Origin of the sequence: Sinorhizobium sp. BJ1 (assembly GCF_002531555.1) — a bacterium.
Lineage (GTDB): Bacteria > Pseudomonadota > Alphaproteobacteria > Rhizobiales > Rhizobiaceae > Sinorhizobium > Sinorhizobium fredii_B.
Genome location: NZ_NWTH01000045.1, coordinates 1 through 25,266, shown reverse-complemented (window position 1 = coordinate 25,266; position 25,266 = coordinate 1). Strand labels below are relative to the sequence as shown.

Genomic DNA, 25,266 nt, shown 5'->3' with positions numbered 1-25,266 from the left:
CGGTTCCACATCAGGCCATCCTCTTTCGATTGCGCCGACCCCCGTCATCTCGGTTGAAGATCATCACCGCCGCCTACACCGGAAGCGGTAAGCTCATCGTCAGCCGTTAATCGGAACAATCGAAGAGTGAAATTCCCGCAGGGATTACAAGGGCAGATAATGTCAAGCTCAAACAGAAAACTTGGGAGAAAATGACGATGACCACCAAGGACCGAGGCGCGCAGATCAATAAGGCGAGGCGTCATGTGCTCGGTTTAGCTGTGGCGATAGGAGCCCGGATTGTCACGCTGGGCGCACCCGCTGCAACAATACTTTCGGCGTCCTCGGCCGAGGCCGGCGGCAAGGCCTGGTGGAAGATCGGAGGACGGGGCAAGGGCCATGAAGCGGCGCCCGGTAATGGTAATGGTAATGGTAATGGTAATGGTAATGGACCAATGTGTCTGCTGAGCGGCACTTCCATCAAGACACCAGCGGGCGAGACATGCATCGAGGACCTTCGCATCGGTGACCTTGTCGAAACAGTGCGTGGTCAAGCGCTGCCGATCAAGTGGATCGGTCGCCACGTCTACCGCCGAAGCGGTGCGAAATGGAAAGGGGCCGTGGTGCCGGTCCGCATCGCGCGCTTCGCCTTGGACGAGCACACGCCTCGCAGGGACCTTTATGTCACGCGCGGCCACGCCCTGTTCGTGGACGGCGTTCTCATCACAGCTCAGGATCTCGTCAACGGTACCTCGATCAAGCAGGCCCTCCCCGATGCGCGAGACACGATCGAGTATTTCCACATCGTGCTCGACAGCCATGAAGCGGTGCTGGCTGAAGGAGCTCCGGTTGAGACCTTCCTGTTGGAGGACCGCAACTACGAGCGTTTCACGAACTTCGTAGAATTCGCACGGCTCTATCTCGACGACGTCGCAGCCACAATGACACCGTTCGCACCAATCGTCGGCTATGGCTCCAGGGAGCACCTCAAGGCGCTGTTGCGTTTAGCTTCGCCTCGGCTCATTCGGCCTTCGCCGCTCCAGCAAACTTACGAGCGAATTGCGGCACGTGGAGTTGAACTCGCCGGCTGATCCGGCTGACAAGGATGAGGAGTGTCCACGCCGGCTAGCCCCCGCATCCGGCGTGGCACGGGCCCCAGAGCATGGCCCACAAATCCCTCCGGTCAGCTCTGGGGCCCGGTCCGCTCGGAAGCCGCGTCCGGCGTCTCTACTCCAGCCCCCAATTAGAGTCGAGCGGGAGAGACCTGCCATGAATCATCTTTCTGATATCAATGACATGACTGATGACGAGCTGCGGGAGATCTGCATGCTGGCGGTCGGCGTCTGCGCAACCGACGAAGCGATGGACGAGTCCTTGCCGCCTTTTTGGGGCGAGGTCTTGAAGGAGGTTCTTGCACGCGGCTGGGGCGGTAGCCGCGAGGCGATCATCAGAGACACGATGCTGGAAATCGAGTGCTTCCGAGGAGGATCGTCCGGAGCCGCATAGGAGCGCAGCTATTCTCCAGCATCCTGCTTTCGATTGCCTTCTCGCTCGGCAATCCGCGTGACTAGACCGAGATAAGCACGTCTCACCTCACTATCGTTGATCCGGGCGAAACCCCGATTGAGAGCACGCCCCATCGGACTCGAGACAAAGTCCGCCAACGATCGGCCGGCGCTCAGTCTGGCGTTACCACTGTCGTCTCTCGCGGACGGAATCTCGAAGAAATACGAAAGCGGGACTTCGAGCACGTTTGCGATCGACTGGAGCCGGCCTGCGCCAACCTTGCTGCGACCGGCCTCGTATTTTTGCACCTGCTGGTATGTCACGCCAAGTGCCTGCCCGAGATCGGTCTGTGACATTTCCATCGATACTCGCCGTGCACGAATTCTGCGGCCAACTTCGGCATCAATTGGATCTGGCTTTCTTTTCACCCGGGGGCTGCTGGACAAAGGAATCTTTCCTGGAGATTGAGCCCCAGAGCGGCGCCGAGAAGGGACTATTGGGGCTCTGCTCTGGGACCGTTGCGGGTCCATGCGACCAGCGGCTGCCAGGCGCCCGGGACTCGCAATCTCTTGCAGAAGGCGTGGAGACCTTGGGCAGGTGATGATGCGGAAGAACCCCAGAGCTGCCCAGAAGGGGGTGACGAGGGCGACGCTCTGGGGGTCCCACGTCCGACGCCTTCTACGATATTTTCAGAGAGCACCGTCAGCAAGCGGCCTCAGACCTTTGGCCGTCGGCATTGGACCTCTGGCCATACTCGTCGGGCCAAAGTCCTATAGAAAGGAGATGGCTGGGCTAGAAAACAGGCCATGTGCGCAAGGCGGGATGTCGCTACGGTGTTCATCGTAGTCGCAGCGGCACTCGCCGGACTGGGCTCGATCGCGACCATCACGACGACGGCAGATGAAATTGATGATCAAAGAGCCCTGCAACGTCGGGAGCCGTGCAGCGCGGCAGCCGCCAGAGGAATCACCACCACGATGAAGGTTACCGCCGCGCCCAGGAAGCTACCGAACTTTGTCTCCGGGACGAAAGCGTCAACTCGATGTAGAGTTGACCAGCCACATCGCGGGACCCGGCGCTGCTCCCGCGATGCGACGCGAAACAAGAAACACCGGCAACACACCGATGGTGGCGGTCGACGTATTGCAGGCGCATATCCGCGAGAACGGGTTCCTACTTCGAACCAGATCTACATTGGCGCGTTAATCAGATCACCTACATGCGGAGAACTGATAGTGAATCAACTGCTTTTTCGAATGGCTGATTTTCTTTCTCGCCCTCCCGGCTTCTATTTCGTGATCCTCGCGATGGCTGGCAGCACCGCCTTCATCCCTTTCGGCTTCACAAACGTCATCACCTATGCTCTGTCGGTCGCAGCAATCGTGGTCACCAGCATCGTCTTGATACAAGGCTACCGCGACACGGCGGCGATCCACGCAAAGCTCGACGAAATCATCGTGTCAATGCGCGAGACCCGGAACGAGGTGGTCGGCCTTGAGCACGAACAGCCGGAGCAGATTTCGGCGGCAGTCAAGCGGCTCGAAGAGGAAGCTGACGGACAAGACCAAGCCAGGACCACTATCTAGCGGACTTCATATATGCTCCTCAGTCCTCGCCGCCTTGCGAGAAACTTTCATTCGGCCTGACGAGCCGCCGGCTCCGCGCAGCGGCAGCCGACGCAGATCGCGACCGTCGATGACTTCCGCCAACGTCGCCGCCGCATGCAGGCGGTCATTTCGGCCAGCCCATGGCGATGTCGTGGGGCCCGATCCACGCGCCAGGATCTTTGAAGTCGATATTGCCGCGCGCGGTCCCCTCCGACGCGTTCATGAAGAACCTGTAGGCAGGACTCCCGAATGACCTTCGGCTTCGACGCGCTTTGCCAGCGCGCCTACCGCACTCTCGAAGTCTTCCGGCGGGCATCAAGCTCCGGGTCGTCGAGGATCGGTCGTGACTGGGTGAGGCTGTGACGTGCAAGACGCGCTGGGAAACGCCCCCTTCGATTAGGCCGGTCTCGGAGCGGTCGCTTGGACAGATGAGCCATTTGACGATGGAGGCGAGAATGACGATGGCGAGGTCGTGTTGGGCGGACCAGCGAGGTTCAGAGGGCCTATTAGCTCGCCGGCGCCTTTCCCGTCGATGCTCGCTCGACCAAATGACAGGCGAGTTCCACGCGGCGCGGCGGCATGGGCAGGCCGGAAAGATTGTCGCGCAGCAGGTCGAGCGCGATCGAACCGATCTCGCGCATCGGAATGTGCATCGTCGTCAGCGGAGGGTTGAGGAAAGCCGCCTGCGGCAGGTCGTCCATACCCATCACCGAGACATCGCCGGGTACCGAGAAGCCCAATTGCCGAATGCCGATCATCGCGCCCACGGCGAGGCTGTCGCCAGCAGCCAGCACCGCCGTGAAATCCAGCCCGCGGGCGGAAATCCGTTGGGAAATCGCCTGCGTCGCCAGTTCCGGTAGCCAGTCGTCGACGGGGACGATCAGATCATCCGTTGCCAGCAGTCCTTTCGCCAGCAGTGCATCGCGCCAGCCTTCGAAGCGCCGCTCGATGGTTCTGCGGCCGGGCCGCATGAGAAAGAGGATGCGGCTGTGGCCGAGACCGATGAGGTGATCGGTTGCCAGCCGTGCGCTCGAGCGGTTGCAGGGGGTGACGCTCGATAGCCTCATGAACGGGTCGTCACCGTTGAGCAGGACCACTGGCTTGTCGAAGTCGCGCGTCGCGGCAAGCATGCCCTCGTCATCAATGGTGAGGAAAAGCAGGCCGGCGACCTGGTCGTCTTGTTGGGCCTCCTTCAGCACGGCCAATTCCTCGTCCCGATCCGCGATCGGCCGGGTGACGATCTCAAGGCCGAGGGTCTGCGCACGATCCTTCAGGCCCTCGAGCACGTAGAGGGTGAACTGGTTGCGCACATAGTCAATCATTGCCGCGCTCGATGCGGCGAGTATGACCTTCTGACCGGCAACCGCCGTCGGGATGACATAGTTCGCGTTCTTTGCCGCTTCGAGGACCTGATGGCGGATCTCCGGGCGAACACCTTTTTCACCGGCCAGAGCGCGTGATGCCGTGCTGAGAGAAACACCGCATGCCGCTGCGATGTCCTCAAGACGGACACGCTTGCTCTTCTTGCCACGCTTGCCGGATGGCGGTTTCGCGATCACTTCAATGCTCCTTTTCGCAATCATGAGAAAAATTTTCAGATTGCGCAAGAAAAAACCTCGTGGCTTTATTTTCTCCGAGGAGCCGCGCAAGCGGTGTACAGGGGAGGTACGTCATGCGCCCGAATGCCCGCGATATTCGCGTTGGTCTCGATCGTCTTGTCGCCGGCATGACCGGCCTCAAGCATGAGGGTCGTTTCCACGAGCCGAACCTCGACGGGACCGCGGGTGACTACATCAGCTTCGACAGTTGGGAATGGCCACAGGGCGTCGGTCTCTATGGCCTGATCAGGCTCTGGCTGTTCACCGGCCGCGACGATCTACGCCAGCTCGTCGAAAACTGGTATGAAGCAAGGCTTGCAGCGGGCCTGCCCGAGCTCAACGTCAACACGACGGCGCCGATGCTCGGCCTCTCCGTGCTTTGGGCAAAGACCGGAAATCCGCGGTGGAAACCGGTGCTCGACGGTTGGGCGGACCGCGTGATCGCGGAAATGGGGCGCACGCCGGAAGGCGGCTTCGAGCATCATGTCTCCGATAAAGTCAACGACAACGAACTGTGGGACGACACGCTCTATATGGTAGCGCTTTTCCTCGCCTCCTACGGCCAGGCGAGCGGCCGGCGTGAGCTCGTCGACGAGGCTTCGCGACAATTCCTCGTCCATGCCCGCTATCTATCCGACCCTCAAACCGGCCTCTGGTTCCATGGTTGGACGTTCGACGGGCGGCACAATTTTGCGCGGGCACGCTGGGCACGCGGCAATGCCTGGATCACCGCCGGCATTCTCGATTTCTTCGACCTCGCCGATATCGCCAACCCGGTCAGGACCTTCCTTGAGGGAGTCCTTATCAGCCAGGTCGACGCGCTTCTGCCACTGCAGACCGCATCTGGCGCCTGGCGCACCCTTCTCGACGACGCGAGTTCATACGAGGAGATCTCGGCCACTGCGGGGATCGGCTACGGGCTGCTCAAGGGCCACCGCCTCGGCCTGGGCACACCCGCCTGGCAGACTGCCGGCTTGAAGGCGCTCGAGGCAGTCATGAACAATATCGACGAGAACGGCACCGTGCTCAACGTCTCCTACGGGACGCGCATGGGCCATGATCTCCAGTTCTATAAGGACATTCCGATCCAGCCGACCGGCTATGGGCAGGCGCTGGCGATCCTGTGCCTTTCCGAAGCCCTCCAGCATGTCGGTGCAGAAGGGCAGGCGGTATGATGATGAAGATTTTGTACGGGGCCGGCCCCGAGGACATCAAGGGCTACGATACGGAGCGTCTGCGTCGCGAGTTCCTGATCACGGACCTCTTTGTCCCGGATGCGGTAAACTTCACCTACACCCATGTTGATCGTCTGCTGATCGGCGGTGCCGTGCCGGTCGCGAAAAGCCTGACCTTCGGATCCGGCGCCGAAATCGGCACGCCCCATTTGCTGTCGGCACGAGAGATGGGCGTCGCCAACCTCGGCGGCAGCGGCACGGTCATCGTCGACGGGCAGGAATTTACGCTTCAAAACCGCGACGTTCTCTATGTGGGACGGGGTGCAAAGGAAATCACCGTAGCGAGCCAGTCCGCCGATGCGCCGGCGCGCTACTACATGAACTCCGTTCCGGCTGGCGCCGATCTCCCCCACCGGCTGATCCCGAGGCAGGAAGCCAAGCCGCTCGAGCTCGGCGACGCCAGGCGGTCGAACAGACGCCGCCTCGCGATGTACATCCATCCGGAAGTGGCTCCTTCCTGCCTGCTGCTGATGGGCATCACGGATCTGGCCGAAGGCAGCATCTGGAACACAATGCCACCGCATCTGCACGAGCGCCGCATGGAGGCCTACTGTTATTTCGACATGGCAAGCGAAGACCGGATCATCCATCTGATGGGCCGTCCCGAGGAAACGCGCCATCTCGTCGTCGCGGACGGCAACGCGGTGCTGTCACCGGCGTGGTCGATCCATATGGGTGCCGGCACCGGACCCTATGCCTTCGTCTGGGGCATGACCGGAGAAAATCAGGAATACAACGACGTGAACCCCGTTGCCGTGGCTGAGCTCAAATGACCGATACGACGTTCCACCTGAAGAAGCATCTCGCCGCGGGCGAAGCCATCCGCTACTGGCAGCTTGGCGCGATCGCCGAAGAGCGTTTCGACGTGCCGGACCAGCCGATGAAGGGCGAGATGGATCCCTTCTTCTTCCTGACCAAGCACAAGAACTTCATTCCACACGAATATCCGTGCCGCACGATCTTTGCCGAGCGCTATCGCGGCAAACGGCCGGACGTGCGCGGCGCTTTCGAAGCCACGCGCTGGTGGTTGCCGTTCGGCTCGCCGCGGCTCGATCTCTCCGGCTTCTGGTTCCGTCCGACGCGGCTGTCGACCTGGGCGCGGACCTATATCGAGGCGGAAAACGCCGGGACGGCGAAGGTCCGTCTCGGCACCTGCGGCGGGGCGGTCCTCTGGATCAACGATGCCGAAGCGGGCTGGATGGCCCCCTATAGCCGCAATCTCGAGGCTCGGGCCGAGTACGACCTGCCCTTGAAGGCCGGGCTCAACAAGGTCGAGATCTTCTTCGACGACCTTGCCGAGCGCGACGCCCGCTACTTCTTCCAGCTCGACTACCTCTCGGGTCCCAAGGCCAGCGTGGCGCTTCCCGTTCCCTGCGAGAGCGAGGCGGCAAGCAGGATCGAGGGCGTGCTCGACGGCATGCACTTCGACCGCCCCGCCTATTTCGAGGGCGACATCACGCTGCTTTTCGCCACACCGCTCCCGGTTGACGTCGGGGTCAATGTCGCCGTCGAAGGCGATTTCATGTCGACCGAGCGTTTCGACTACGACTTCATTCTGAAAGCCGGTGAACGGCACCTCGTCATTGGCCCTGCCGAGCAGGCGCCAGCCGATTTCCGCCATTTTCGGATCACGCTCGATGCCGGCGGCTTCGTCGCATCGCGCTCGCTGGGCGTGGAGATCTGCCACGCCGGCCGACAGGGTGAAGCACCGTCGTCGCTTGCGGCTCGCATCACTGAAACGCTCGACGAGATTTCCGAATTCTCCGAGCGCGACACAGTGCGCGCCTTCGCGCGGCTGGCGAGCGGGCGCCCGGGCGCGGACACCGACGCGATGATCGAAGAGATCCTGCCGTCGATCGAGGATTGCCACGACTGCGCCGATTTCTCGCTCGTGCCGCTGATCTGGTCCCGCACAGTCTGGGGCAACGATATCGGCGAGCGGACGCGCGCCCGCATCGATCAGGCCATTCTCAACTTCCGCTACTGGATGGACGAGCCCGGTAACGATGTGCAGTGGTACTTCTCCGAAAACCATGCATTGCTGTTCCATACCTCGGCCTATCTTGCCGGCCACCTTCTTCCGGACGCCACGTTCCGCCGCTCCCGCCGCAAGGGCGAGGAGCAAAGGGCGGTCGGCGCAGCCCGGGTGAGGGCTTGGCTCGACCATTTCGAAGCCTGGGAAATGGCGGAATTCAACTCCGCGCCCTATTTCCCCATCGACCTCAAGGGACTGACGGCGCTTGCAGCGCTTTCGCCCGATGCCGACATCGCCGAGCGTGCCAGGAAAGGTATCGTGCGACTGTGCGAGATAATTGCCCGCTCCGCCCACCACGGCATGATCACCGCCGCCCAGGGGCGCTCCTACGAACACACGCTCTGCGCCGGCCGCTCGCTCGAGCTTTCGGCCGTCGCGCGCCTGCTCTGGGGCAAGGGCTGGTACGGCCGCCGCGTGCACGCGCTGCCGCAGCTTGCCGTCTGCCTGCGAGATCACGGCCTCGTCGTGCCGGAAAGCCTGGCAGCGGTTGCCTGCCACCAGGGCGACGAGCACCAGGAATGGCGCTTCGCCCAGGGCGAAAACCGGTTCGCCGCACTCTATCACTACAAGGGACGGAATTTCGCGATGGGCTCTGCCAGCCACTACCGCTGGCGCGAGTGGGGCTATCAGGAGACCGTTCTGCATCTCAGGATCGGCGAGCGTCCGGAAGCAGCGGTCTGGATCAATCATCCGGGCGAGACGATCCAGTTCGGGTACGGCCGACCTTCCTTTTGGGGTGGTTGCGGCGCCCTCCCTCGCGCGCACCAGTATAGAGGGTTGGCCGTACTCGACTTTTCGACCTTCGAGGAGCAGCCTGATTTCACCCACGCCTGGTTCCCGATCGCCGAGTTCGACGAGAGCGCAATAAGAGGCAAGCGCGCCTTCGCGCGTAGTGGACGCGGCGCCGTCGCCCTCATCGGCAGCGGTGACCTGGAACTGGTGCAAGTCGGCCCCTCGGCCAAGATGGAACTGCGCCAGTACGGCCGCAAGACACGCTGGATCGTCCGGGTCTGCGACGCCACCAGGATCGAATCCGTCGAAACGAGATTTGCCGGCCTTTCGGTGGAGGAGACCGAGGAGGGCACGCTTGTCATCGATGATCCCGATTACGGCCGTGTGGTGTTCCGCAACGACGGATCGACGTTGGCCGAGGGCCGCACAATCGCACCGCTGGATTTCCCGGTCGCCGGCGAGGTCGCCATGCTGACCGCGGGATGACGATCCGGGCGCCGGTCGGGAGAAATCGGTGCCGGTCCAAAAGGCGAGCGGGAGAAGGCTCGCGCATCAAGAGGAGGAGGAGAAGATAATGACCAAGACAGGGACAATGCTCGCGGCTTTCGCCGTCGGACTTCTGACGTCCACGGCCGCAATGGCCGGCGACGTGCGCATCATGTGGTATTCGGACGGAGTCGAAGGCGAGGTCCTCAAGGATCTGCTCGACCGCTTCATGAAGGAGAACCCGGGGATCAACGTCATCCTCGACAACGTCTCCTACAGCGTCGTTCGCGAACAGCTGCCTGTGCAACTCGAGGCCGGAAACGGCCCGGATATTGCGCGCGTCACCAACCTGAAGGCCCAGAGCCAGCACTGGCTTGATCTTCGCCCGCTTGTTGCCGATCCCGACTACTGGGACGCGAACTTCGGCGACCAGGCCGACTGGATGCGCCCGGACGGCTCCACCCAGATTTCCGGCTTCATGACGCAGATCACGATCGCCGGCGGCTTCGCCAACAAGACGCTTTTCGACCAGGCCAGTGTCGCCATCCCGGGCAAGGATGCGACCTGGGACGACTGGGCGAAGGCGGCGAAGCAGGTCGCGGAGAGCCAGCAGGTGCCCTTCCCGATGGCGCTCGACCGCTCGGGCCATCGGCTTAGCGGACCGAACCTCTCCTTTGGTGCCAACTATATCGGTGCCTACGGCAAGCCGGCGCCGCTTGACGAAGGCTCGAAGGCCTTCCTCGAAAAATTCGTCGGCTGGATCGCCGATGGCACCATGAGCAAGGACGTCTGGGTGTCGGCCGCCGGCTCCACCTATCGCGCCGCCGCCGACGACTTCATCAACGGTCAGCTCGTCTACTATTATTCCGGCTCATGGCAGATTCCGAACTTCTCCACCAAGATCGGCTCGAACTTCGACTGGGTGGCGACGGGCAGCCCCTGCGGACCGGCGAACTGTACCGGCATGACCGGCGGCGCCGGGCTCGTGGCGGTCAAGTACACGAAGAACCCCAAGGAAGTCGCCAAGGTGATGGACTACCTCGCCCGCGAGGACATCGTGAAGGAATTCTCGGAGCGCACGTTGTTCCTACCCGCGCATAAGGGCGTCCTTGCGAAGGGGCTCGATTTCAAGACCGACGACCCCCAGGCGAAAGCTGCGCTCGCCGAATTCATCGACGCAAGCAAGACGCTGTCCGATCTCGCCCGCAAGCTGCCCGGCTGGCACTGGTCCGATACGGTCTATGGGGCCCTCGTCACCCGTGTGAGCCAGGCTGCCGCCGGCGAGATGCCGCTCCAGGAGGCGGTCACCCGCATCGATGCCGACATTGCCGCCAAGGTGAAGGATTCGGGCCTCTAGACACGGTCACCAAAACGCCGCCGACGGCACCAAGCCTCCAGGACGGAGTGCGCCGTCGGCCACGCGCCATCCGCTCGCCACAGCACGTTGAAGCGCCAGATACCGGGCTGTGCCGCAATTTATGGTCGCTCGCTATCTGCGTCGTCAGGGAGGCAAACGATGAAGGCAGAAACTCCTAGACCGACCGGCTCCGGTTTCGGCGAAGCGATCATGATCCCGGTCCGTCTCGCGATGGGCCTGATCGACGCACCCCTGCGCTGGGTGCAACGCAAGCTTGGCCTTGGCGGCATGGCGGCCTTTTTCCTGCTGCCCAACATGTTGATCTTCGGCATCTTCGTGCTGCTGCCTTTCTTCATCAACTTCGCCTATTCGATGACCGGCGGAACGGCGCTCTTCCTCGACGACCGAACCTTCGTCGGCACGGATCAATACGTCCGGCTTTTCGATTGCTCAAACTATCTCGACCCGAATAGCTGCACCGAGGACACCTTCTGGACCGCCGTCGGCAACACTGCCTGGTTCGTCGTTCTGCAGGTGACGCTGATGATTCTCTTCTCGCTCGTCACCGCGCTGATCCTCAACCGCGAGCTGATGGCGCGCAGCTTCTGGCGAGCCGTCTTCTTCTTTCCCGTTCTTTTGTCCCCCGTCGTCGTCGGCCTGATCTGGAAATGGATCCTGCAGCGGCAGGGCCTGTTGAACTTCGCGCTCTACGGCTTCGGGTTCCAGCCTTATACTTGGCTCAACGACCGCAACTGGGCCTTTGCCGCAGCAGTCGGCGTCTCGATCTGGGCGCATATGGGTTTCTACACGCTGATCCTGCTTGCCGGCCTGCAGGCCATCCCGAAGGATCTCTACGAAGCAGCCGAGATGGACGGCACCCGGCCGGCGCGCGCCTTTTGGCGCATCACCTTGCCGCTGCTCATGCCCAACCTGCTCGTCGTCATCGTGCTCGTCCTCATCCGAGCCGTGCAGATCTTCGACGAGGTCTACGTCCTCACCGGCGGCGGTCCGGGCACCAGTACGCTCTATCTCACCCAATACATCTACGAGACCGGCTTTGCGACGCAGTTGCGAAACCCCGGCCTTGCCGCGGCTGCCTCGATCCTCATGGGCGTCGTGCTCATCGTCCTGACACTGATCCAGCTTGGACTCGGCCGCTCCAGTGAGAAAAAAGGGAGCCGCAAATGAGCCGGATTGCCGCCTTCATCTTCCGACGCAAAGGCCGCAACGGCTGGCACTGGACGGATATCGTCACCTGGATCTGGTTGGTCGGCGGCCTCTTCATCATGTTCGGCCCTGCCGTCTGGCTCGTCGGCTCGTCCTTCAAGTCGCCGGCGGCGCTCGCCGAATTCCCGCCGACGATCCTGCCCTACGTCACCCAGAAGGCGACCGTCGACGGCTATGACAAGCCACTTGATCTCTACGACGTGACGCTGCCGGACGGCAACAAGGCGGTTTTGGCCGAGGTCCGCCGCATCGGCGTCATCAGCCAGATGGTCGATCCGCAAAAACCGGGAGAGATCATCAAGGTCAACATAGCGCAGCGCAAGCCGGTCAGGACCATGACTTTCGCGACGACCAACTATACCGAGCCGTTCATCCATTTCGACTTCGTGCGTTACCTCTGGAATTCGGTCTTCGTGACGGTGACGGCAACGCTGATCACCCTCGTCGTCAACTCGATGGCAGCCTTCGCGCTCAGCAAATACGAATTCCGCGGGCGAAGCTTCGCAATGCTCCTGATCCTCGCGACGCTGATGGTGCCGCTTTCGGTCATCATGGTGCCGCTCTATTCGATCGTCTCGGCACTCGGCCTCTTCAACAACCTCTGGGGCGTGATCCTGCCGACGGTGGCAACGCCGACCGGCGTATTCATCCTCCGCCAGTACATGCTTACAATTCCCGACGAATTGATCGACGCCGCACGCATGGACAAGGCCTCGGAGTGGCAGATCTACTGGCGCATCGTCCTGCCGCTGACGGCGCCGGCTCTTGCCGTTCTTGCGATCTTCTCCGTCGTCTGGCGCTGGAACGATTTCCTCTGGCCGCTGATCGTGCTGTCGCGCAAGGAGCTCTATACGTTGCAGGTCGGCTTGAGCATCTATTCCGGCGAACTCAACGTGCAGTGGCACTTCATTCTCGCCATGACCGTCGTGACCATGATCCCGGTCGTTCTGGTCTTCATCTTCCTGCAGCGCTTTATCACCACCGGCATTGCCGGAACCGGACTGAAATAAGGGGGCAACATGGGCCACATCAAGCTCAGCAACGTGACCAAGTCATTCGGCGCCGTCGACGTGCTTCATGACATCAACCTGGAGATCAAGGACGGCGAGTTCGTCGTCTTCGTCGGACCGTCCGGCTGCGGCAAGTCCACGCTCCTGCGCACGATCGCGGGCCTAGAAAAGCCGACGGGCGGCGAGCTTGCCATCGACGGCAAGGTGGTCAACACGGTGCCCGCCGCTGATCGCGGGCTCGCCATGGTCTTCCAGTCCTACGCGCTCTATCCCCATATGAGCGTGCGCCAGAACCTCGCCTTCGGCCTCGAAAACACCAAGATGCCCAAGGACGAGATCGCCGAGCGTATCGCCGAGGCGGCGCGCATGCTCGAGATCGAGCCCTATCTCGATCGCAGGCCCGGCCAGCTTTCCGGCGGGCAGCGCCAGCGCGTCGCAATCGGCCGCGCAATCGTGCGCCGGCCGGTCGGCTTCCTGCTCGACGAGCCGCTGTCGAACCTCGACGCCGAACTCCGCGGCTCGACGCGCGCCGAACTTGCGGCGCTGCACGCTCGCCTTTCAGCCACGATGATCTATGTGACCCACGACCAGATCGAGGCGATGACGCTCGCCGACCGGATCGTCGTGCTCCGCGCCGGGCGGATCGAACAGGTCGGCACACCTCTGGAGCTCTACAACCGACCGGCAAACCGCTTCGTGGCCGGCTTCATCGGCTCGCCGCACATGAATTTCCTCGAAGGCACGGTCGAAGCGGTTCCTTCGCAGAAGGCGATCGCGACACTCGCCGGGGGGCATCGGCTGGAGCTTCCGGTCGGCGCCGACATCGAAACGGGATCGCGCATCACCCTCGGCGTCAGGCCGCAGCACATCGCCCTCGGCGCCGGCGACAACAGCATTCGGGCAAAGGTCAGGCTCGTCGAGGCGCTCGGCTCGGAAACGGTACTGCATGCCGACGTCGCCGGACAGAAGGTTCTGGTCGTCGCTCCCGGCCAGCATGACCTTTCGCCGGGTGCCGACATCGATCTGTCGCTATCGGCCGCCCCCATCCATCTCTTCAATGAAAGAGGGCTTCGCCTTGAATGCGCTGTTTGATCTTACCGGCAAGACGGCACTCGTGACCGGCGCCCGGACGGGCCTCGGCCAGGGAATGGCATTGGCGCTCGCACGGGCGGGCGCCAATGTCGCGGCGCTCGGCTCCTCGCCGATGGCAGAAACAGCAGAGCTGGTTCAGCAAGCGGGCGTACGCTTCCGCGCCCTGCAGGTTGACCTGTCGAAGCCATTTGACGCGGCCGCGCTTGTCGACGAGGTCGCAACCGCCTTCGGCGGCATCGACATCCTCGTGAACAATGCCGGCATCATTCGCCGTGCCGACCTCCTCGACTATACCGAGGAAGATTGGAACAGCGTCATCGACGTCAATCTGAAGGCTGTATTCTTCCTGTCGCAAGCGGTCGCCCGGCACATGGTAGGGACCGGACGCGCCGGGCGGCTCATCAACATCGCCTCCATGCTGACATTCCAGGGCGGGATCCGCGTCCCGGCCTATTCCGCTTCGAAGCACGGCGTCGCGGGCCTCACCAAGGCCATGGCGAACGAACTGGCCCCGCATGGAATAACAGTCAACGCCATCGCCCCGGGCTATATGGCAACCGACAACACCGAGGCGCTGCGCAATGATGCCGAGCGCAACGCCCAGATTTCGGCACGCATCCCCATGGGGCGCTGGGGCACCCCGGGCGACCTGAGCACCGCGGTCCTCTTCTTTGCCTCCCCAGCCTCCGCCTATGTGACCGGTACTGTGCTCCCTGTCGACGGCGGCTGGCTGGTTCGCTAGTGCTGCGTTCTTCCGAGGGCTACCGTCCAGCGAAGCTCTGCCATCAATGCGAAGCCGCCGTAAACCGATCCAGGCCCTAGAAGAATCTCGGCGCGCGAAGCAAATTGAATCTAAGTTGAATCTATAGTTATTTGATACCGCCGGATGCCTGACAGCGTTTGGAATTAGCACGCGCAACCGGGCTGGGAAAGACGCGGGCATCAACGCCCGCTGAACCACCGCCTCCAGTTCGCAAGAAGATTGGTCTCGAGTTTGGGCTGAGGCTGTGGGTCTGGAATAATGTCGCAAGCGAGCATGTCACGAAGGCGGAGCCCGCCGGACTGAGAAACCAATCCATGCAGGCGGATGGAAGTCCGCGGCTTTCAACCACGAGGAGGAGAAGACTATGCCAGGCAAGAAGATTCTCATGCTTACCGGTGATTTCACCGAAGAATACGAAATCTTCGTCTTCCAGCAGGCCATGGAGGCCGTCGGTCATACGGTCCATGTCGTCTGCCCGGACAAGAAGGCCGGCGACATACTGCGGACCTCCCTGCACGACTTCGAAGGCGACCAGACCTATACCGAGAAACTCGGCCATAATGTCGTCATCAACAAGACGTTCTCGGAGGCAGAGGCTCAACTCGACGAGTATCACGCCGTCTATTGCGCCGGCGGCCGTGGCCCGGAATATATCCGCACCGACAAACGCGTGCAGGCGATCGTGCGGCACTTCCACGAAAAGCAGAAGCCGATCTTCACAATCTGCCACGGCGTTCAGATCCTGATCGCGGTCGACGGTGTCGTGCGCGGCAAGAAGGTCGGCGCCCTCGGCGCCTGCGAGCCGGAGGTCACGCTGGCCGGCGGTACCTATATCGACCTTTCCCCCACCGAGGCCTATGTCGACGGCACGATGGTATCGGCAAAGGGCTGGACGGCCCTTGCCGCCTTCATGCGGGAGTGCCTCAAGGTTCTCGGCACCGAGATCTACCACAACTGATGGACTGCGAGCCCGGCTCACGATCATGCGCCGGGCTCCGTCTTCCCGCAGGAGTTTCGCCGCCGCTATAGCCCCCCGGGTTCCAGCCGCGGCCTCTGTTGCCGAACATCTCGTATCCGTCCTTGGTGACGGCGAGCGTATCCTCCAGCTTAATGAAACCGCGCTTCGGGTGAAGCATCGTCGTCTCGACGGAAATGACCATGCCTGCCTCCAGAGGCCGATCCGCGTCGACGCCTTCATAGGCGACCGGGTGGTTGGTCATCAGGAACGGTGCTTCGTGGCTGATAAGACCCATGCCGTGGCAGAAGAAGTCGGTAAACGCGGCCGACGGCGAGCTTTCCAGCATCTTTTCCGCCGCCGCAATCATCTCACTGCCTGAAGCCCCGGCCGTGGTTTTGGCGAAGGCCGCCTGTTGGATCGTCTCGACTTCAGCTAACAGATCCTCGAGCTCCGCATCGGGCTCGCCGAGCACGCCCATGCGGCAGAGGTCCCCGATATAGCCCTGATAGTTGCCGCCGGAATCGATCGAAAGCACCTCGCCCCTCGCCCACGGCTGCGGCGAGGCCGCACGGTTGTGACTGGCGCCGAGGGTCAGCAGGCAATACTCGAAATGCAGGCCGCGATTGGTCTCCTCCCGCCTGAGGCGTTCAATGATCTCCGCCTTGGTGGATCCCTCCCGTGCGGCCGCGATGGTAGCGAGCATGGAATCGGTGATCAGTTCGGAGGCAAGCTTGAGTTTTTCCAGCTCTTGCGGCGTCTTGATAGCGCGCAGTCGCTCGAGCGTGTGCGTCGCGTCCACGAAACGCGCAGCGTCAAGACGAGAAGCCAGCACATCCCGCGCATCGGTGGGCAGGAAGGGGGGCTCAATGCCGATGCGAGCGCCCGCCTTGCCGATCTTCTTCAGGTGCTCGACGGCAAGCGCTGCCGCATCGAGCGTACCCCAGGTCGCCGTATGGACGGCAGGTGTCCAGAAGGGGTTGTTCTGATGTTCTCCCCCTTCCATGCGGTTGCCAACATAGGCTGAGTGATCGGGTGAGCCCTTCTCATAAACGACGATCGGCAGATAACGGCTGTGGCCGATTGCGTCCATTGCGGCGAAGAAGATGAACTTGTAGCCACCCAGCAGGTACTGCGTGTTGTGCTTGGAGGTGGCGAGCAGCACGTCGATACCCGCCTCCTCCATCAGCCTGTCGAGTTTCGCCGCATCGAAGGGCGGTTCCGCCGCCTGCGCTTCGCTTGGACTGATGTTCACGGGTTTTCTCCTGTGCGCCTTCAGGTAACAGGCGGGATTAATCGGAAATCCGGCAGGTCGCGAAGCGCGCGCTCGGGGCCGGCAGGCGAATAGACGACAAACAGTTGCATAGGACCGGATCCCGTGTTCTTCGTCGAGTGGAACCGGCTTTCCGGTACATAGACCGTGCAACCGGGCCCGACCTTCTGCGTCACCGGATTACCGTTCTCGTCCTCCACCATTTGTTCGCCCTCGCCCGAAATGACGAAGATGATCTCCTCAGAGCCGGGATGATTGTGACGCGCATGCCCCTCGCCGCTCGGCAAGTCCACCACACCACCCGAGAAGCGCTCGGCCCCGTTGACCTCCGGCGCGACGGTAAGCGCAAGCCGACCCCAGTCGAAGCCGAAGCTCGCTACATCCATCGGGTAGAGAAAATATCTGTCCTTCGCCATGCCGTGGCCTCCTCCGCATCTTTGCCCCGCTTCAGACCACCGTACCGATGGCAAGCGCCTTGAAGTCTTCCGTCTGCTTGCGGATCGCCACCTCGGCAGGCAGGCGCTCCATGGAGCTTGCGCCATAAAAACCATTGCAGCTTGGGCAATGATCCAGGATGTAGCGTGCATCTTCCGGCATCGAAATCGGGCCCCCGTGGCAAAGCACGATGACGTCCTTCCGTACTGAGCGTGCGGCCGCCGCTATCGCGTCGATCTCCCTCACGCAGTCGTCAAGCGCCATCGCGGAAGTGGCGCCGATCGCGCCGCCCGTGGTAACGCCCATATGCGCGACGACGATGTCTGCACCCGCCTTCGTCATCGCGATCGCCTCTTCCTCATTGAAGACATAGGGTGTCGTCAGCAGGTCCAGCCGGTGGGCCTCGGCGATCATGTCCACCTCAAGACCGTAGCCCATGCCGGTCTCCTCGAAGCTCCGCCGCATCCGTCCGTCGAAGAGTCCAATGGTCGGGAAATTCTGTACGCCGGAAAAGCCCATGGCCTTCAGTTCCGCGAGAAACTGCGGCATGAAAACGAATGGGTCAGTGCCGTTGACGCCTGCGAGTACCGGTGTCGCCTTCACGACCGGAAGCACCTCCAGGGCCATTTCCTTCACGATCTCATTGGCATTTCCATAGGCGAGCAGCCCGGCCGCCGAACCACGGCCCGCCATTCGGTAGCGGCCGGAGTTATAGATGATGATGAGGTCGATGCCGCCCGCCTCCTCGGCCTTGGCCGAAATCCCCGTGCCGGCCCCACCTCCGACGATCGGCTTGCCGGCGGCGATCATGCCGTGGAACTGTTCAAGAATGGTCTTGCGGGGGATTATTGGCATCGGTGTCTCTTTCAGGAGTTGGCGATATCTCGGTAGGCGGCGACTGCGGCCTCGGCGAACTGCGGATCGTTGATGTGGAGCGGAAGCCGTTCGATGCGGCGCGCGTCGGTTCTTTCGACGGTGGTTTCCAGTGCCTCGAAGAGCGCCGCATCCGCGGCAGGATCGAAGAAGGCGCCGCCCTCGATATCGAGCGCCGACACGCCTCTCTCCGGGATCAGGAGCCGGAGCGGGCCTTTGCAGAGGTTCAGCTTTGCGCCAATCCACCTTCCGATCGCGGCGCACTCCTCCGGAGTCGTGCGCATGAGCGTGACGTTCGGGTTGTGACGGTAGAAGAGCCGACCGGCATAACGCTCCGGCACCGTCTCGGGCGCCCAGAAATTCACCATATCCAACGCCCCGACGGAGCCGACATAGGGCAATTCGGTGCGCGCAATTGCGCCGAAACGATCCTCCGTCGCCGGGAGAACGCCGCCGAAGAGGAAATCGCAGACCTCCGTCGTCGTGATGTCGAGCACGCCGGAAAGAAGTCCGCTGTCTGCAAGTTTCTCCATCGTGCGTCCGCCGGTGCCCGTGGCGTGGAAGACCATGCAGTCATGGTCGGCTTTGAGTCTTTCGACGATGGCAGTCACACAGGGCGTCGTCACGCCGAACATGCTGAAGCCGAGAGCGGGCTTCGAGGCCGTTTCCTTCACCGGCCGTTTCGCCATAGCGGTGATCGCCTCGGCGGCGTTTTTCAGGATCACGCGGCTTAGGCGGTTGAGCCCAGCCATGTCGGTGACCGACGGCATCATGACGATGTCGGAGACGTCGACATAAGGCGCCGTGTCGCCGGAGGCGAGCGTCGAGACCATGACCTTCGGGAGCCCGAGCGGCAACCTGCGCATCCCAGCCGTGATGATCGACGTCCCGCCCCCACCACCGATGCCTACCACGCCGGCGACGTCGTCCCGCGCGGGAAGAAAGCGCGCGAAGGCCTCGCCCATCGCGGCGACCGCCATCCCCCGGTCGTCGCCGGCAAGCACCGCGGCGGCACCATCCGGATGCGCGGCAGCCACGGTTTGGGCGGAGATGTCGACCGTAACCGTAGGACGGCGCGTACCGACATCGACGCGGAAGGGTCGGCCGCCTGCCGCCTCGATCTGGGCCGCAAGATAAGCGAGTTCCTCCCCTTTCGTGTCGGCCGTGCCGACGACGTAGATGCGTTTCATCTCTCCTCCCTGGCGGCTCTGGCCCTCCTCTGCCTCGAAAAGCCGCCTCATGCCCGCCGGTTTGCCGGCTCTTGCAAAATTATGAGATGTGCGTATCGTAAAGACATGGATGTCTCACGTCAACAGAGCGAATCCTCCGCACGCGCCGAACGCGGTCCCCGAGCCCGCACGCGCAAACTCATGTTGGAAACCGCCACACGGCTGATGCAGTCCGGTATCACCCCCTCGGTGAGCGAGGTCGCGGAAGCCGCCGAAGTCTCGCGCGCCACGGCCTACCGCTACTTTCCGAGCCAGGCGGCGTTGGTTCATGCGGTGGTGGACGAGGCGCTCGGCCCGATTCTCGATTGGCGCTCCGAAGCGCCCGATGCGCTCATCCGCATAGCCGATCTGCTGGCGACCGCCATGCCGCGCATCGACGAATTCGAGGCGACCTTCAAGGCTGCTCTCAAGCTTTCGCTTGACCAGTGGGCGCAGCGCCAGGCCGGCACACTTGGCAACGAACCCCAGCTCACGCGCGGCCACCGCGTCGGACTTCTGCGACAGGTCACCGTGCCACTCGAGGGCAGGGTGTCCGCCGAGGCCCGCGAGCAGCTCGCTCAGGCGCTCTCGCTGGTTTTCGGTGTCGAGGTGCTGGTTGTGCTCAAGGACATTTGGGGCCTCTCGGCCGAACGCGCGCAATCCGTTGCAGAATGGGCGGCGGCGGCCTTGGTCGAGGCGGCGATTCGGGAGGCGCAAACCAAGAGATGATATCCCGCACTCTCGGCCCAATACAGAAAACTGGTATAACCAATTTGATTGATATGCGTGTATGGCGACTCGCGGACAGGTCTTCCGGAAGTGAACTGCCGGTAAGCATGTTAAGTTAACTTCCGTAGGATCGCGGCCTTGCGAGCGGTGATCTCAGGCAAAAGACAACGAGACAGGGACCTTGACGCTCGCTGACTTTGGTAATACCAGATTGGTACTGCGGCCCGTCGGGGCTTGAGATCTGACACAAGGCACAAGGGTCGAGGAGGACCCGCCCGCAGAAGCGCCAATCAGGAGGATTTGACAAACGGACCGCCGCGGTAAGGCGGGTGGCGTGTACAAAAAGGGGAGGAAATATTATGCGCAAGACAGTGGCCGGTCTGATGGCCGGTATCGGTTTCATGTTTGCCTGCGGAACACCCGCGCAGTCGCAAGAACTGACGATTTTCTGGGCCGAATGGGACCCGGCAAACTATCTCCAGGAGCTTGTAAACGAATACGAGGCCGAGACCGGCGTGAAGGTCACGGTCGAAACGACCCCTTGGGCGGACTTTCAGACGAAGGCCTTTACCGAATTCAACGCCAAGGGCTCGGCCTACGACATGGTCGTCGGCGACTCACAGTGGATCGGCGCCGCATCGGAGGCCGGCCACTACGTCGACCTCACCGAGTTCTTCAACAAGCACAAGCTAAGCGAGGTGATGGCTCCTGCCACGGTGAAATACTACTCGGAGTATCCTGCGAACTCCGGCAAGTACTGGTCGATCCCGGCCGAGGGCGACGCGGTCGGCTGGTCCTACCGCAAGGACTGGCTCGAGGACCCTAAAGAGATGGAAGCCTTCAAGGCAAAGTATGGCTATGACCTCGCTCCGCCGAAGGATTGGAAGCAGTTGCGCGATATCGCCGAGTTCTTCCATCGTCCGGACCAGAAGCGCTACGGCATCGCGATCTACACCGACAACTCCTATGACGGTCTGGTAATGGGTGTAGAGAACGCCATCTTCTCTTTCGGCGGAGAACTCGGCGACTACAGCACCTACAAGGTCGACGGGATCATCAACTCGGAGAAGAACGTCAAGGCCCTGGAGACCTACCGCGAGCTTTACGGTTTCACCCCTCCTGGCTGGGCCAAGTCCTTCTTCGTCGAGAACAACCAGGCCATCACCGAAAACCTGGCCGCGATGAGCATGAACTACTTCGCCTTCTTCCCGGCGCTGGTCAATGAAGCATCGAACCCGAACGCGAAGGTCACCGGCTTCTTTGCCAACCCGGCCGGCCCGGATGGCGACCAGTATGCCGCTCTCGGCGGCCAGGGCATTTCCATCGTCTCCTATTCCGAGAACAAGGAAGAGGCGATGAAATTCCTCGAGTGGTTCATCAAGGACGAGACGCAGAAGCGCTGGGCCGAACTCGGCGGTTACACGGCGAGCGCCAAGGTCCTGGAGTCGGAAGAGTTCCAGAACGCGACGCCCTACAACAAGGCCTTCTATGAGACGATGTTCAAGGTGAAGGACTTCTGGGCAACGCCCGAATATGCCGAGCTGCTGATCCAGATGAACCAACGCATCTACCCTTATGTGACGGCCGGCCAGGGCACGGCAAAGGAGGCGCTCGACGCTCTCGCCAAGGACTGGAACGCGACCTTCAAGAAGTACGGCCGCCACTAACGGGTAAGACATCGCGGGAGGGGGCCGGCTCCCTCCCCATTTCTTCATCTCTGCACGGAATGGTGCTGGCGCCGGACGCGGGCTCGCGGTCAGAAAATGCGCAACAGGATGGCGCAAGTGCGCCCGACGTTGGGCTCTCGGAGGAGGAGCACATTGGCCACCGTGGTTATGACATCGTTGGATTCGAAGTCGCGCGCTGCTTCGCGGGGGTTGAGCGACATCAAAATTCGCAATCTTTTCATTATTCCGACGATCCTGTTCCTGATCGTCTTCAATATCTTCCCGTTGATCTACTCGCTCGGCTATTCTTTCACCGACTTTCGTGCTTCGACGAACGCGCCGGCCACCTTCGTCGGCCTGCAGAACTACCGGGAACTGCTGAACGACCCCTTCATCTGGGCGAACTTTGCCATTACGGCGAAATACGTGATCGTATCGGTTACCGGTCAGGTTGTCGCCGGTTTCGGCACGGCGATGCTGCTCAACCGTGAGATTCCGTTCAAGGGTCTGATCACGACTCTGCTTCTGCTACCGATGATGCTGTCGATGGCGGTGGTCGGGCTCTTCTGGAAGCTGCTCTACGATCCGTCCTTCGGCATCATCAACTACGCGCTCGGCCTCGGCTCTTTCGAGTGGCTGGCGAATCCCGACATGGCACTCTACGCTGTCGCCATCACCGATATCTGGATGTGGTCGCCCTTCGTGATGCTGCTCTCGCTCGCCGGCCTCTCGGCCGTACCGAGGCACCTTTACGAGGCGGCGGCCATCGATCGCGCGGGACCGTTCTATACCTTCTTTCGCATCACCCTGCCGCTCGTGGCACCGATACTCATGATCGCCATCATCTTCCGCACGATGGAGGCTTTCAAGACTTTCGACCTCGCCTACATCCTCACGAGCCAGCCGACCACTGAAGTGATCTCGATCCGCCTCTACAAGATGGCGTTTCAGGAATGGCAGACCGGCCGGTCCTGCGCACTCGCCTACATCGTGCTGATCATGGTGCTCGCGATCACCAACATCTACGTCAAATATCTCAACAGGGTGAAGGAGCGCTGAGATGGCGGCCGTCCAAACTCGCTCCGAGCGCGCGCTGAACCGGGTGGCGATCGCCGCCGTACTTGTCATCACGCTGCTCTTCCTCGCACCGATCTACTGGATCACGTCCACGGCCTTCAAACCGCGCAACCTCGCGACGACCATCCCACCGACGGTCATATTCGAGCCGGAGATCTCGCCCTTCGTCAAGCTATTCACCAAGCGCTCTCAGTTGCGGACAGCACCGGAGCCGGAAGACTATGCCGCCGCTCCCTGGTGGGAACGGCTGGTCTTCGACGGGGGTGAAAAGGTCGTGCGCTCAGGACGCGGCGAGGTGCAGTTATCCGGCTATCCCAACCGCTTCATGAATTCGCTGATTGTCGCAATCACCTCTACGGTGCTCGCCGTTGGCATGGGTACCTTCACGGCCTACGGTTTCTCGCGCTTCAAAATGAAGGGCGAAGCGGACCTGTTGTTCTTCATTTTATCGACACGCATGCTGCCGCCCGTGGTCGTAGCAATCCCCATGTTCCTAATGTACCGGGCGGTCGGACTAAACGACACCCACTGGGGTCTTATCATCCTCTACACCGCCTTCAATCTCTCCTTCTCGGTCTGGCTGATGAAAGGCTTCATCGACGAGATTCCGAAGGAATACGAGGAAGCGGCACTCGTCGACGGCTACACGCGCCTGGAAGCCTTCTTCAAGATCGTGCTGCCAGAGGCGGCCACGGGCATCGCCGCGACCGCCGTCTTTTGCTTCATCACGGCGTGGAACGAGTATGCTTTCGCGCTGATCATGACGAACCGGCGCGCGCAAACGGCGCCACCCTTTATCCCAAGTCAGGTCGGCTCTGGCCTTCCGGATTGGACCGTCATTGCTGCAGGTACCTTCCTGTTCCTGCTACCGGTCGCCATCTTCACCTTCCTGCTCAGGAACCATCTCCTGCGCGGCATGAGTTTCGGAGCGATCCGCAAATGACGTTTCGTGCCATAAACCAGAAGTTTCTCGAGCCGGGCTCACAGCTCCTGATGATATTCGGCATCATCGCGCTGTGCCAGCCATGGAACCTGTTCCTTCATCGCTACGGACTGACGATGACGTTAGTCGGGCTGATTGCCTTCATGATCACGTCGAAGGTCCCGCCGGAACAGAAAACTGACGAGAGCAGGAACCCATGACGCAGATTGAACTACGCGGCATTGAGAAGCACTTTGGTGCCGTTCAGGTCATCAAGAACCTCAATCTCGCCATCAAAGATAACGAGTTCATTGTTCTGCTTGGCCAGTCCGGCTGCGGCAAGACGACGACGCTGCGCGCGATCGCCGGGCTCGAAACGATCGACGAAGGCGACATTCTCATCGACGGTCAGCCGGTGCAGCACATAAAGGCATCGCACCGGGACATCGCCTTCGTGTTCCAGTCCTTCTCGCTCTACCCGCACATGACAGTCTTCGAGAATATCGCCTTCCCGCTTCGCGCCACGCGCGGCAACCGTGCGGATATCGAGCGCGAGGTTCAGGCGGTTGCAAAAACGCTGCAGATCACGCACCTGCTCGCAAAAAGGCCGTCGGCTCTTTCAGGCGGCGACATGCAGCGCGTGGCGATCGGCCGGGCACTCGTCCGGCGTCCCAAGGCGATGCTCATGGATGAGCCGATCGGCGCGCTCGACGCGAAGCTCCGGGAAGAGATGCGCGCCGAGATCAAGCGGCTTCACATCAAACAGGGCTCGACTACGATCTACGTGACCCATGACCAGGTCGAAGCCATGTCCCTCGCCGACCGCATTGTCGTCATGCATGAAGGTGTGCTGCAGCAAGTCGGGAGCCCCCATGAGGTCTATGCTCGTCCTGCCAACATGTTCGTCGCGCAATTCGTCGGGAGCCCGGTCATGAACATGGCTGAGGTGACGGTTTCCGAGGACGCCGGGCATGCGCGCGTACTGATCCGAGGTGCTCCAGCCGCCTTCGATTTTCCGTCCAGTCTAACGGCCCAGCTCGCGGCCGCCGGGGCCGAAAACGGCAACCTCACCCTCGGCGCGCGACCTGAAGGGGTTCTCGTCTCGCGAGAAGCACGTGAGGGCTTCGTGCCCGTCGAGGCCCATATCATCGAACCGCTCGGCTCGCATGACATCATAGACCTGCAGGTTGGCGAGAAGATGCTGCGCGCAAGGACGAAAAGTGGCTTCGTACCTAGACCCGGCGAGGCCGTCTGGGTTCGGATAAATCCGGCTCAGGCGCATTTCTTCGACAGCTCGACCGGCACATCTTTCGGGATCAGGCTCTGATGGCGCATATCGAACTCAAAGGCATCACCAAGACCTTCGGAAGCCACACTGCCCTGAAGGATCTCAGTTTCGAAATTGCCGACGGAGAGTTTTTCGTGCTGCTCGGCGAGACGGGCGCCGGCAAGACGACGACTCTCAGGCTGATTGCCGGGCTAGAGCACGTCCGTTGAAGA

The 25,266-nt window shown here is 61.7% G+C and carries 24 protein-coding genes and 1 pseudogene; 19 read left to right on the top strand and 6 right to left on the bottom strand.

Going from position 1 to position 25,266, the window contains the following annotated elements; translation table 11 throughout:
- Positions 1–197 precede the first annotated feature (197 nt).
- Together CO676_RS30965 and CO676_RS30960 are read left to right on the top strand one after the other, a co-directional pair.
- Positions 198–1,070 (top strand): Hint domain-containing protein, encoded by an 873-nt coding sequence (locus CO676_RS30965; protein WP_097523902.1) that lies wholly within the window; start codon positions 198–200, stop codon positions 1,068–1,070.
- Between the two features lie 178 nt (positions 1,071–1,248).
- Positions 1,249–1,485, top strand: coding sequence for a hypothetical protein (locus CO676_RS30960; RefSeq protein ID WP_014762462.1), 237 nt, complete (start codon positions 1,249–1,251; stop codon positions 1,483–1,485).
- 8 nt (positions 1,486–1,493) lie between these two features.
- Here the strand turns inward: CO676_RS30960 and CO676_RS30955 are convergent, their stop codons facing one another.
- Positions 1,494–1,931, bottom strand: a complete 438-nt coding sequence (locus CO676_RS30955) for a helix-turn-helix transcriptional regulator (protein ID WP_041414004.1) — start codon at positions 1,929–1,931, stop codon at positions 1,494–1,496.
- Positions 1,932–2,720: 789 nt separating this feature from the next.
- Here CO676_RS30955 and CO676_RS30950 point away from each other — a divergent pair.
- The gene (locus CO676_RS30950; protein ID WP_041414006.1) at positions 2,721–3,071 is read left to right on the top strand and encodes a low affinity iron permease family protein; all 351 of its coding nucleotides are present in this window, start codon (positions 2,721–2,723) and stop codon (positions 3,069–3,071) included.
- Positions 3,072–3,598: 527 nt separating this feature from the next.
- Here CO676_RS30950 and CO676_RS30940 read toward each other — a convergent pair.
- Positions 3,599–4,675, bottom strand: coding sequence for a LacI family DNA-binding transcriptional regulator (locus tag CO676_RS30940; protein WP_097523901.1), 1,077 nt, complete (start codon positions 4,673–4,675; stop codon positions 3,599–3,601).
- An 89-nt stretch (positions 4,676–4,764) separates the two neighbouring features.
- On the opposite strand from CO676_RS30940, the gene CO676_RS30935 reads away from it, so the two are divergent.
- From CO676_RS30935 to CO676_RS30895, 9 genes are all read left to right on the top strand, one after another.
- Positions 4,765–5,865: a glycoside hydrolase family 88 protein gene (locus CO676_RS30935; protein ID WP_097523892.1), complete on the top strand. Its 1,101-nt coding sequence runs from the start codon at positions 4,765–4,767 to the stop codon at positions 5,863–5,865.
- Positions 5,862–6,698, top strand: coding sequence for a 5-dehydro-4-deoxy-D-glucuronate isomerase (kduI, locus tag CO676_RS30930; RefSeq protein WP_097523891.1), 837 nt, complete (start codon positions 5,862–5,864; stop codon positions 6,696–6,698). The genes CO676_RS30935 and kduI overlap by 4 nt, the downstream gene beginning before the upstream one ends.
- Entirely contained in the window at positions 6,695–9,178 is a 2,484-nt protein-coding gene (locus CO676_RS30925) for a hypothetical protein (RefSeq protein ID WP_097523890.1), read from the top strand. Before kduI ends, CO676_RS30925 begins: the two co-directional genes overlap by 4 nt.
- Positions 9,179–9,266: 88 nt before the next feature.
- Complete coding sequence (locus CO676_RS30920; protein WP_097523889.1) at positions 9,267–10,535, top strand: ABC transporter substrate-binding protein; 1,269 nt, start codon at positions 9,267–9,269, stop codon at positions 10,533–10,535.
- Positions 10,536–10,694: 159 nt separating this feature from the next.
- Positions 10,695–11,723 carry a sugar ABC transporter permease gene (locus CO676_RS30915; RefSeq protein WP_097523888.1) on the top strand — a complete coding sequence of 343 codons (1,029 nt, stop codon included), beginning with the start codon at positions 10,695–10,697 and terminating at the stop codon, positions 11,721–11,723.
- Positions 11,720–12,772: a carbohydrate ABC transporter permease gene (locus CO676_RS30910; protein ID WP_097523887.1), complete on the top strand. Its 1,053-nt coding sequence runs from the start codon at positions 11,720–11,722 to the stop codon at positions 12,770–12,772. Before CO676_RS30915 ends, CO676_RS30910 begins: the two co-directional genes overlap by 4 nt.
- A gap of 9 nt (positions 12,773–12,781) precedes the next feature.
- A complete protein-coding gene (gene ugpC / locus CO676_RS30905) occupies positions 12,782–13,864 on the top strand; it encodes a sn-glycerol-3-phosphate ABC transporter ATP-binding protein UgpC (protein ID WP_097523886.1) in 1,083 nt (360 codons plus the stop codon).
- Positions 13,848–14,606, top strand: a complete 759-nt coding sequence (kduD, locus tag CO676_RS30900) for a 2-dehydro-3-deoxy-D-gluconate 5-dehydrogenase KduD (protein WP_097523885.1) — start codon at positions 13,848–13,850, stop codon at positions 14,604–14,606. The genes ugpC and kduD overlap by 17 nt, the downstream gene beginning before the upstream one ends.
- A gap of 385 nt (positions 14,607–14,991) precedes the next feature.
- Positions 14,992–15,585 (top strand): DJ-1/PfpI family protein, encoded by a 594-nt coding sequence (locus tag CO676_RS30895; protein WP_097523884.1) that lies wholly within the window; start codon positions 14,992–14,994, stop codon positions 15,583–15,585.
- On the opposite strand, the gene CO676_RS30890 is transcribed toward CO676_RS30895, so the two are convergent.
- From CO676_RS30890 to CO676_RS30875, 4 genes are read right to left on the bottom strand one after another with little or no spacing between them, the layout of a single operon-like run.
- Positions 15,551–16,837 carry a Xaa-Pro peptidase family protein gene (locus tag CO676_RS30890; protein WP_245424562.1) on the bottom strand — a complete coding sequence of 429 codons (1,287 nt, stop codon included), beginning with the start codon at positions 16,835–16,837 and terminating at the stop codon, positions 15,551–15,553. The two genes, CO676_RS30895 and CO676_RS30890, sit on opposite strands and share 35 nt — an antisense overlap.
- 20 nt (positions 16,838–16,857) lie before the next feature.
- Positions 16,858–17,271, bottom strand: coding sequence for a cupin domain-containing protein (locus CO676_RS30885; RefSeq protein WP_014762480.1), 414 nt, complete (start codon positions 17,269–17,271; stop codon positions 16,858–16,860).
- A gap of 31 nt (positions 17,272–17,302) precedes the next feature.
- Positions 17,303–18,145, bottom strand: coding sequence for a phosphoenolpyruvate hydrolase family protein (locus CO676_RS30880; RefSeq protein WP_097523883.1), 843 nt, complete (start codon positions 18,143–18,145; stop codon positions 17,303–17,305).
- 11 nt (positions 18,146–18,156) lie between these two features.
- The gene (locus CO676_RS30875; protein WP_097523900.1) at positions 18,157–19,353 is read right to left on the bottom strand and encodes a Tm-1-like ATP-binding domain-containing protein; all 1,197 of its coding nucleotides are present in this window, start codon (positions 19,351–19,353) and stop codon (positions 18,157–18,159) included.
- 105 nt (positions 19,354–19,458) lie between these two features.
- Between CO676_RS30875 and CO676_RS30870 the strand changes: the two genes are divergently transcribed.
- The 7 genes and pseudogenes from CO676_RS30870 to CO676_RS30840 form a co-directional block, all read left to right on the top strand.
- Positions 19,459–20,100 carry a TetR/AcrR family transcriptional regulator gene (locus CO676_RS30870; protein WP_179875708.1) on the top strand — a complete coding sequence of 214 codons (642 nt, stop codon included), beginning with the start codon at positions 19,459–19,461 and terminating at the stop codon, positions 20,098–20,100.
- A gap of 359 nt (positions 20,101–20,459) precedes the next feature.
- Positions 20,460–21,767, top strand: a complete 1,308-nt coding sequence (locus tag CO676_RS30865) for an extracellular solute-binding protein (RefSeq protein WP_097523881.1) — start codon at positions 20,460–20,462, stop codon at positions 21,765–21,767.
- Positions 21,768–21,920: 153 nt separating this feature from the next.
- Positions 21,921–22,826, top strand: coding sequence for a sugar ABC transporter permease (locus tag CO676_RS30860; protein ID WP_097523880.1), 906 nt, complete (start codon positions 21,921–21,923; stop codon positions 22,824–22,826).
- A gap of 1 nt (position 22,827) precedes the next feature.
- Positions 22,828–23,787, top strand: coding sequence for a carbohydrate ABC transporter permease (locus CO676_RS30855; protein ID WP_014762486.1), 960 nt, complete (start codon positions 22,828–22,830; stop codon positions 23,785–23,787).
- Positions 23,784–23,987 (top strand): hypothetical protein, encoded by a 204-nt coding sequence (locus CO676_RS30850; protein WP_014762487.1) that lies wholly within the window; start codon positions 23,784–23,786, stop codon positions 23,985–23,987. Before CO676_RS30855 ends, CO676_RS30850 begins: the two co-directional genes overlap by 4 nt.
- Positions 23,984–25,093 carry an ABC transporter ATP-binding protein gene (locus tag CO676_RS30845; protein WP_097523879.1) on the top strand — a complete coding sequence of 370 codons (1,110 nt, stop codon included), beginning with the start codon at positions 23,984–23,986 and terminating at the stop codon, positions 25,091–25,093. The genes CO676_RS30850 and CO676_RS30845 overlap by 4 nt, the downstream gene beginning before the upstream one ends.
- A pseudogene (locus CO676_RS30840) lies at positions 25,093–25,251 on the top strand (ATP-binding cassette domain-containing protein); the annotation flags it as partial. The gene CO676_RS30845 and the pseudogene CO676_RS30840, both read left to right, overlap by 1 nt.
- Positions 25,252–25,266 lie beyond the last annotated feature (15 nt).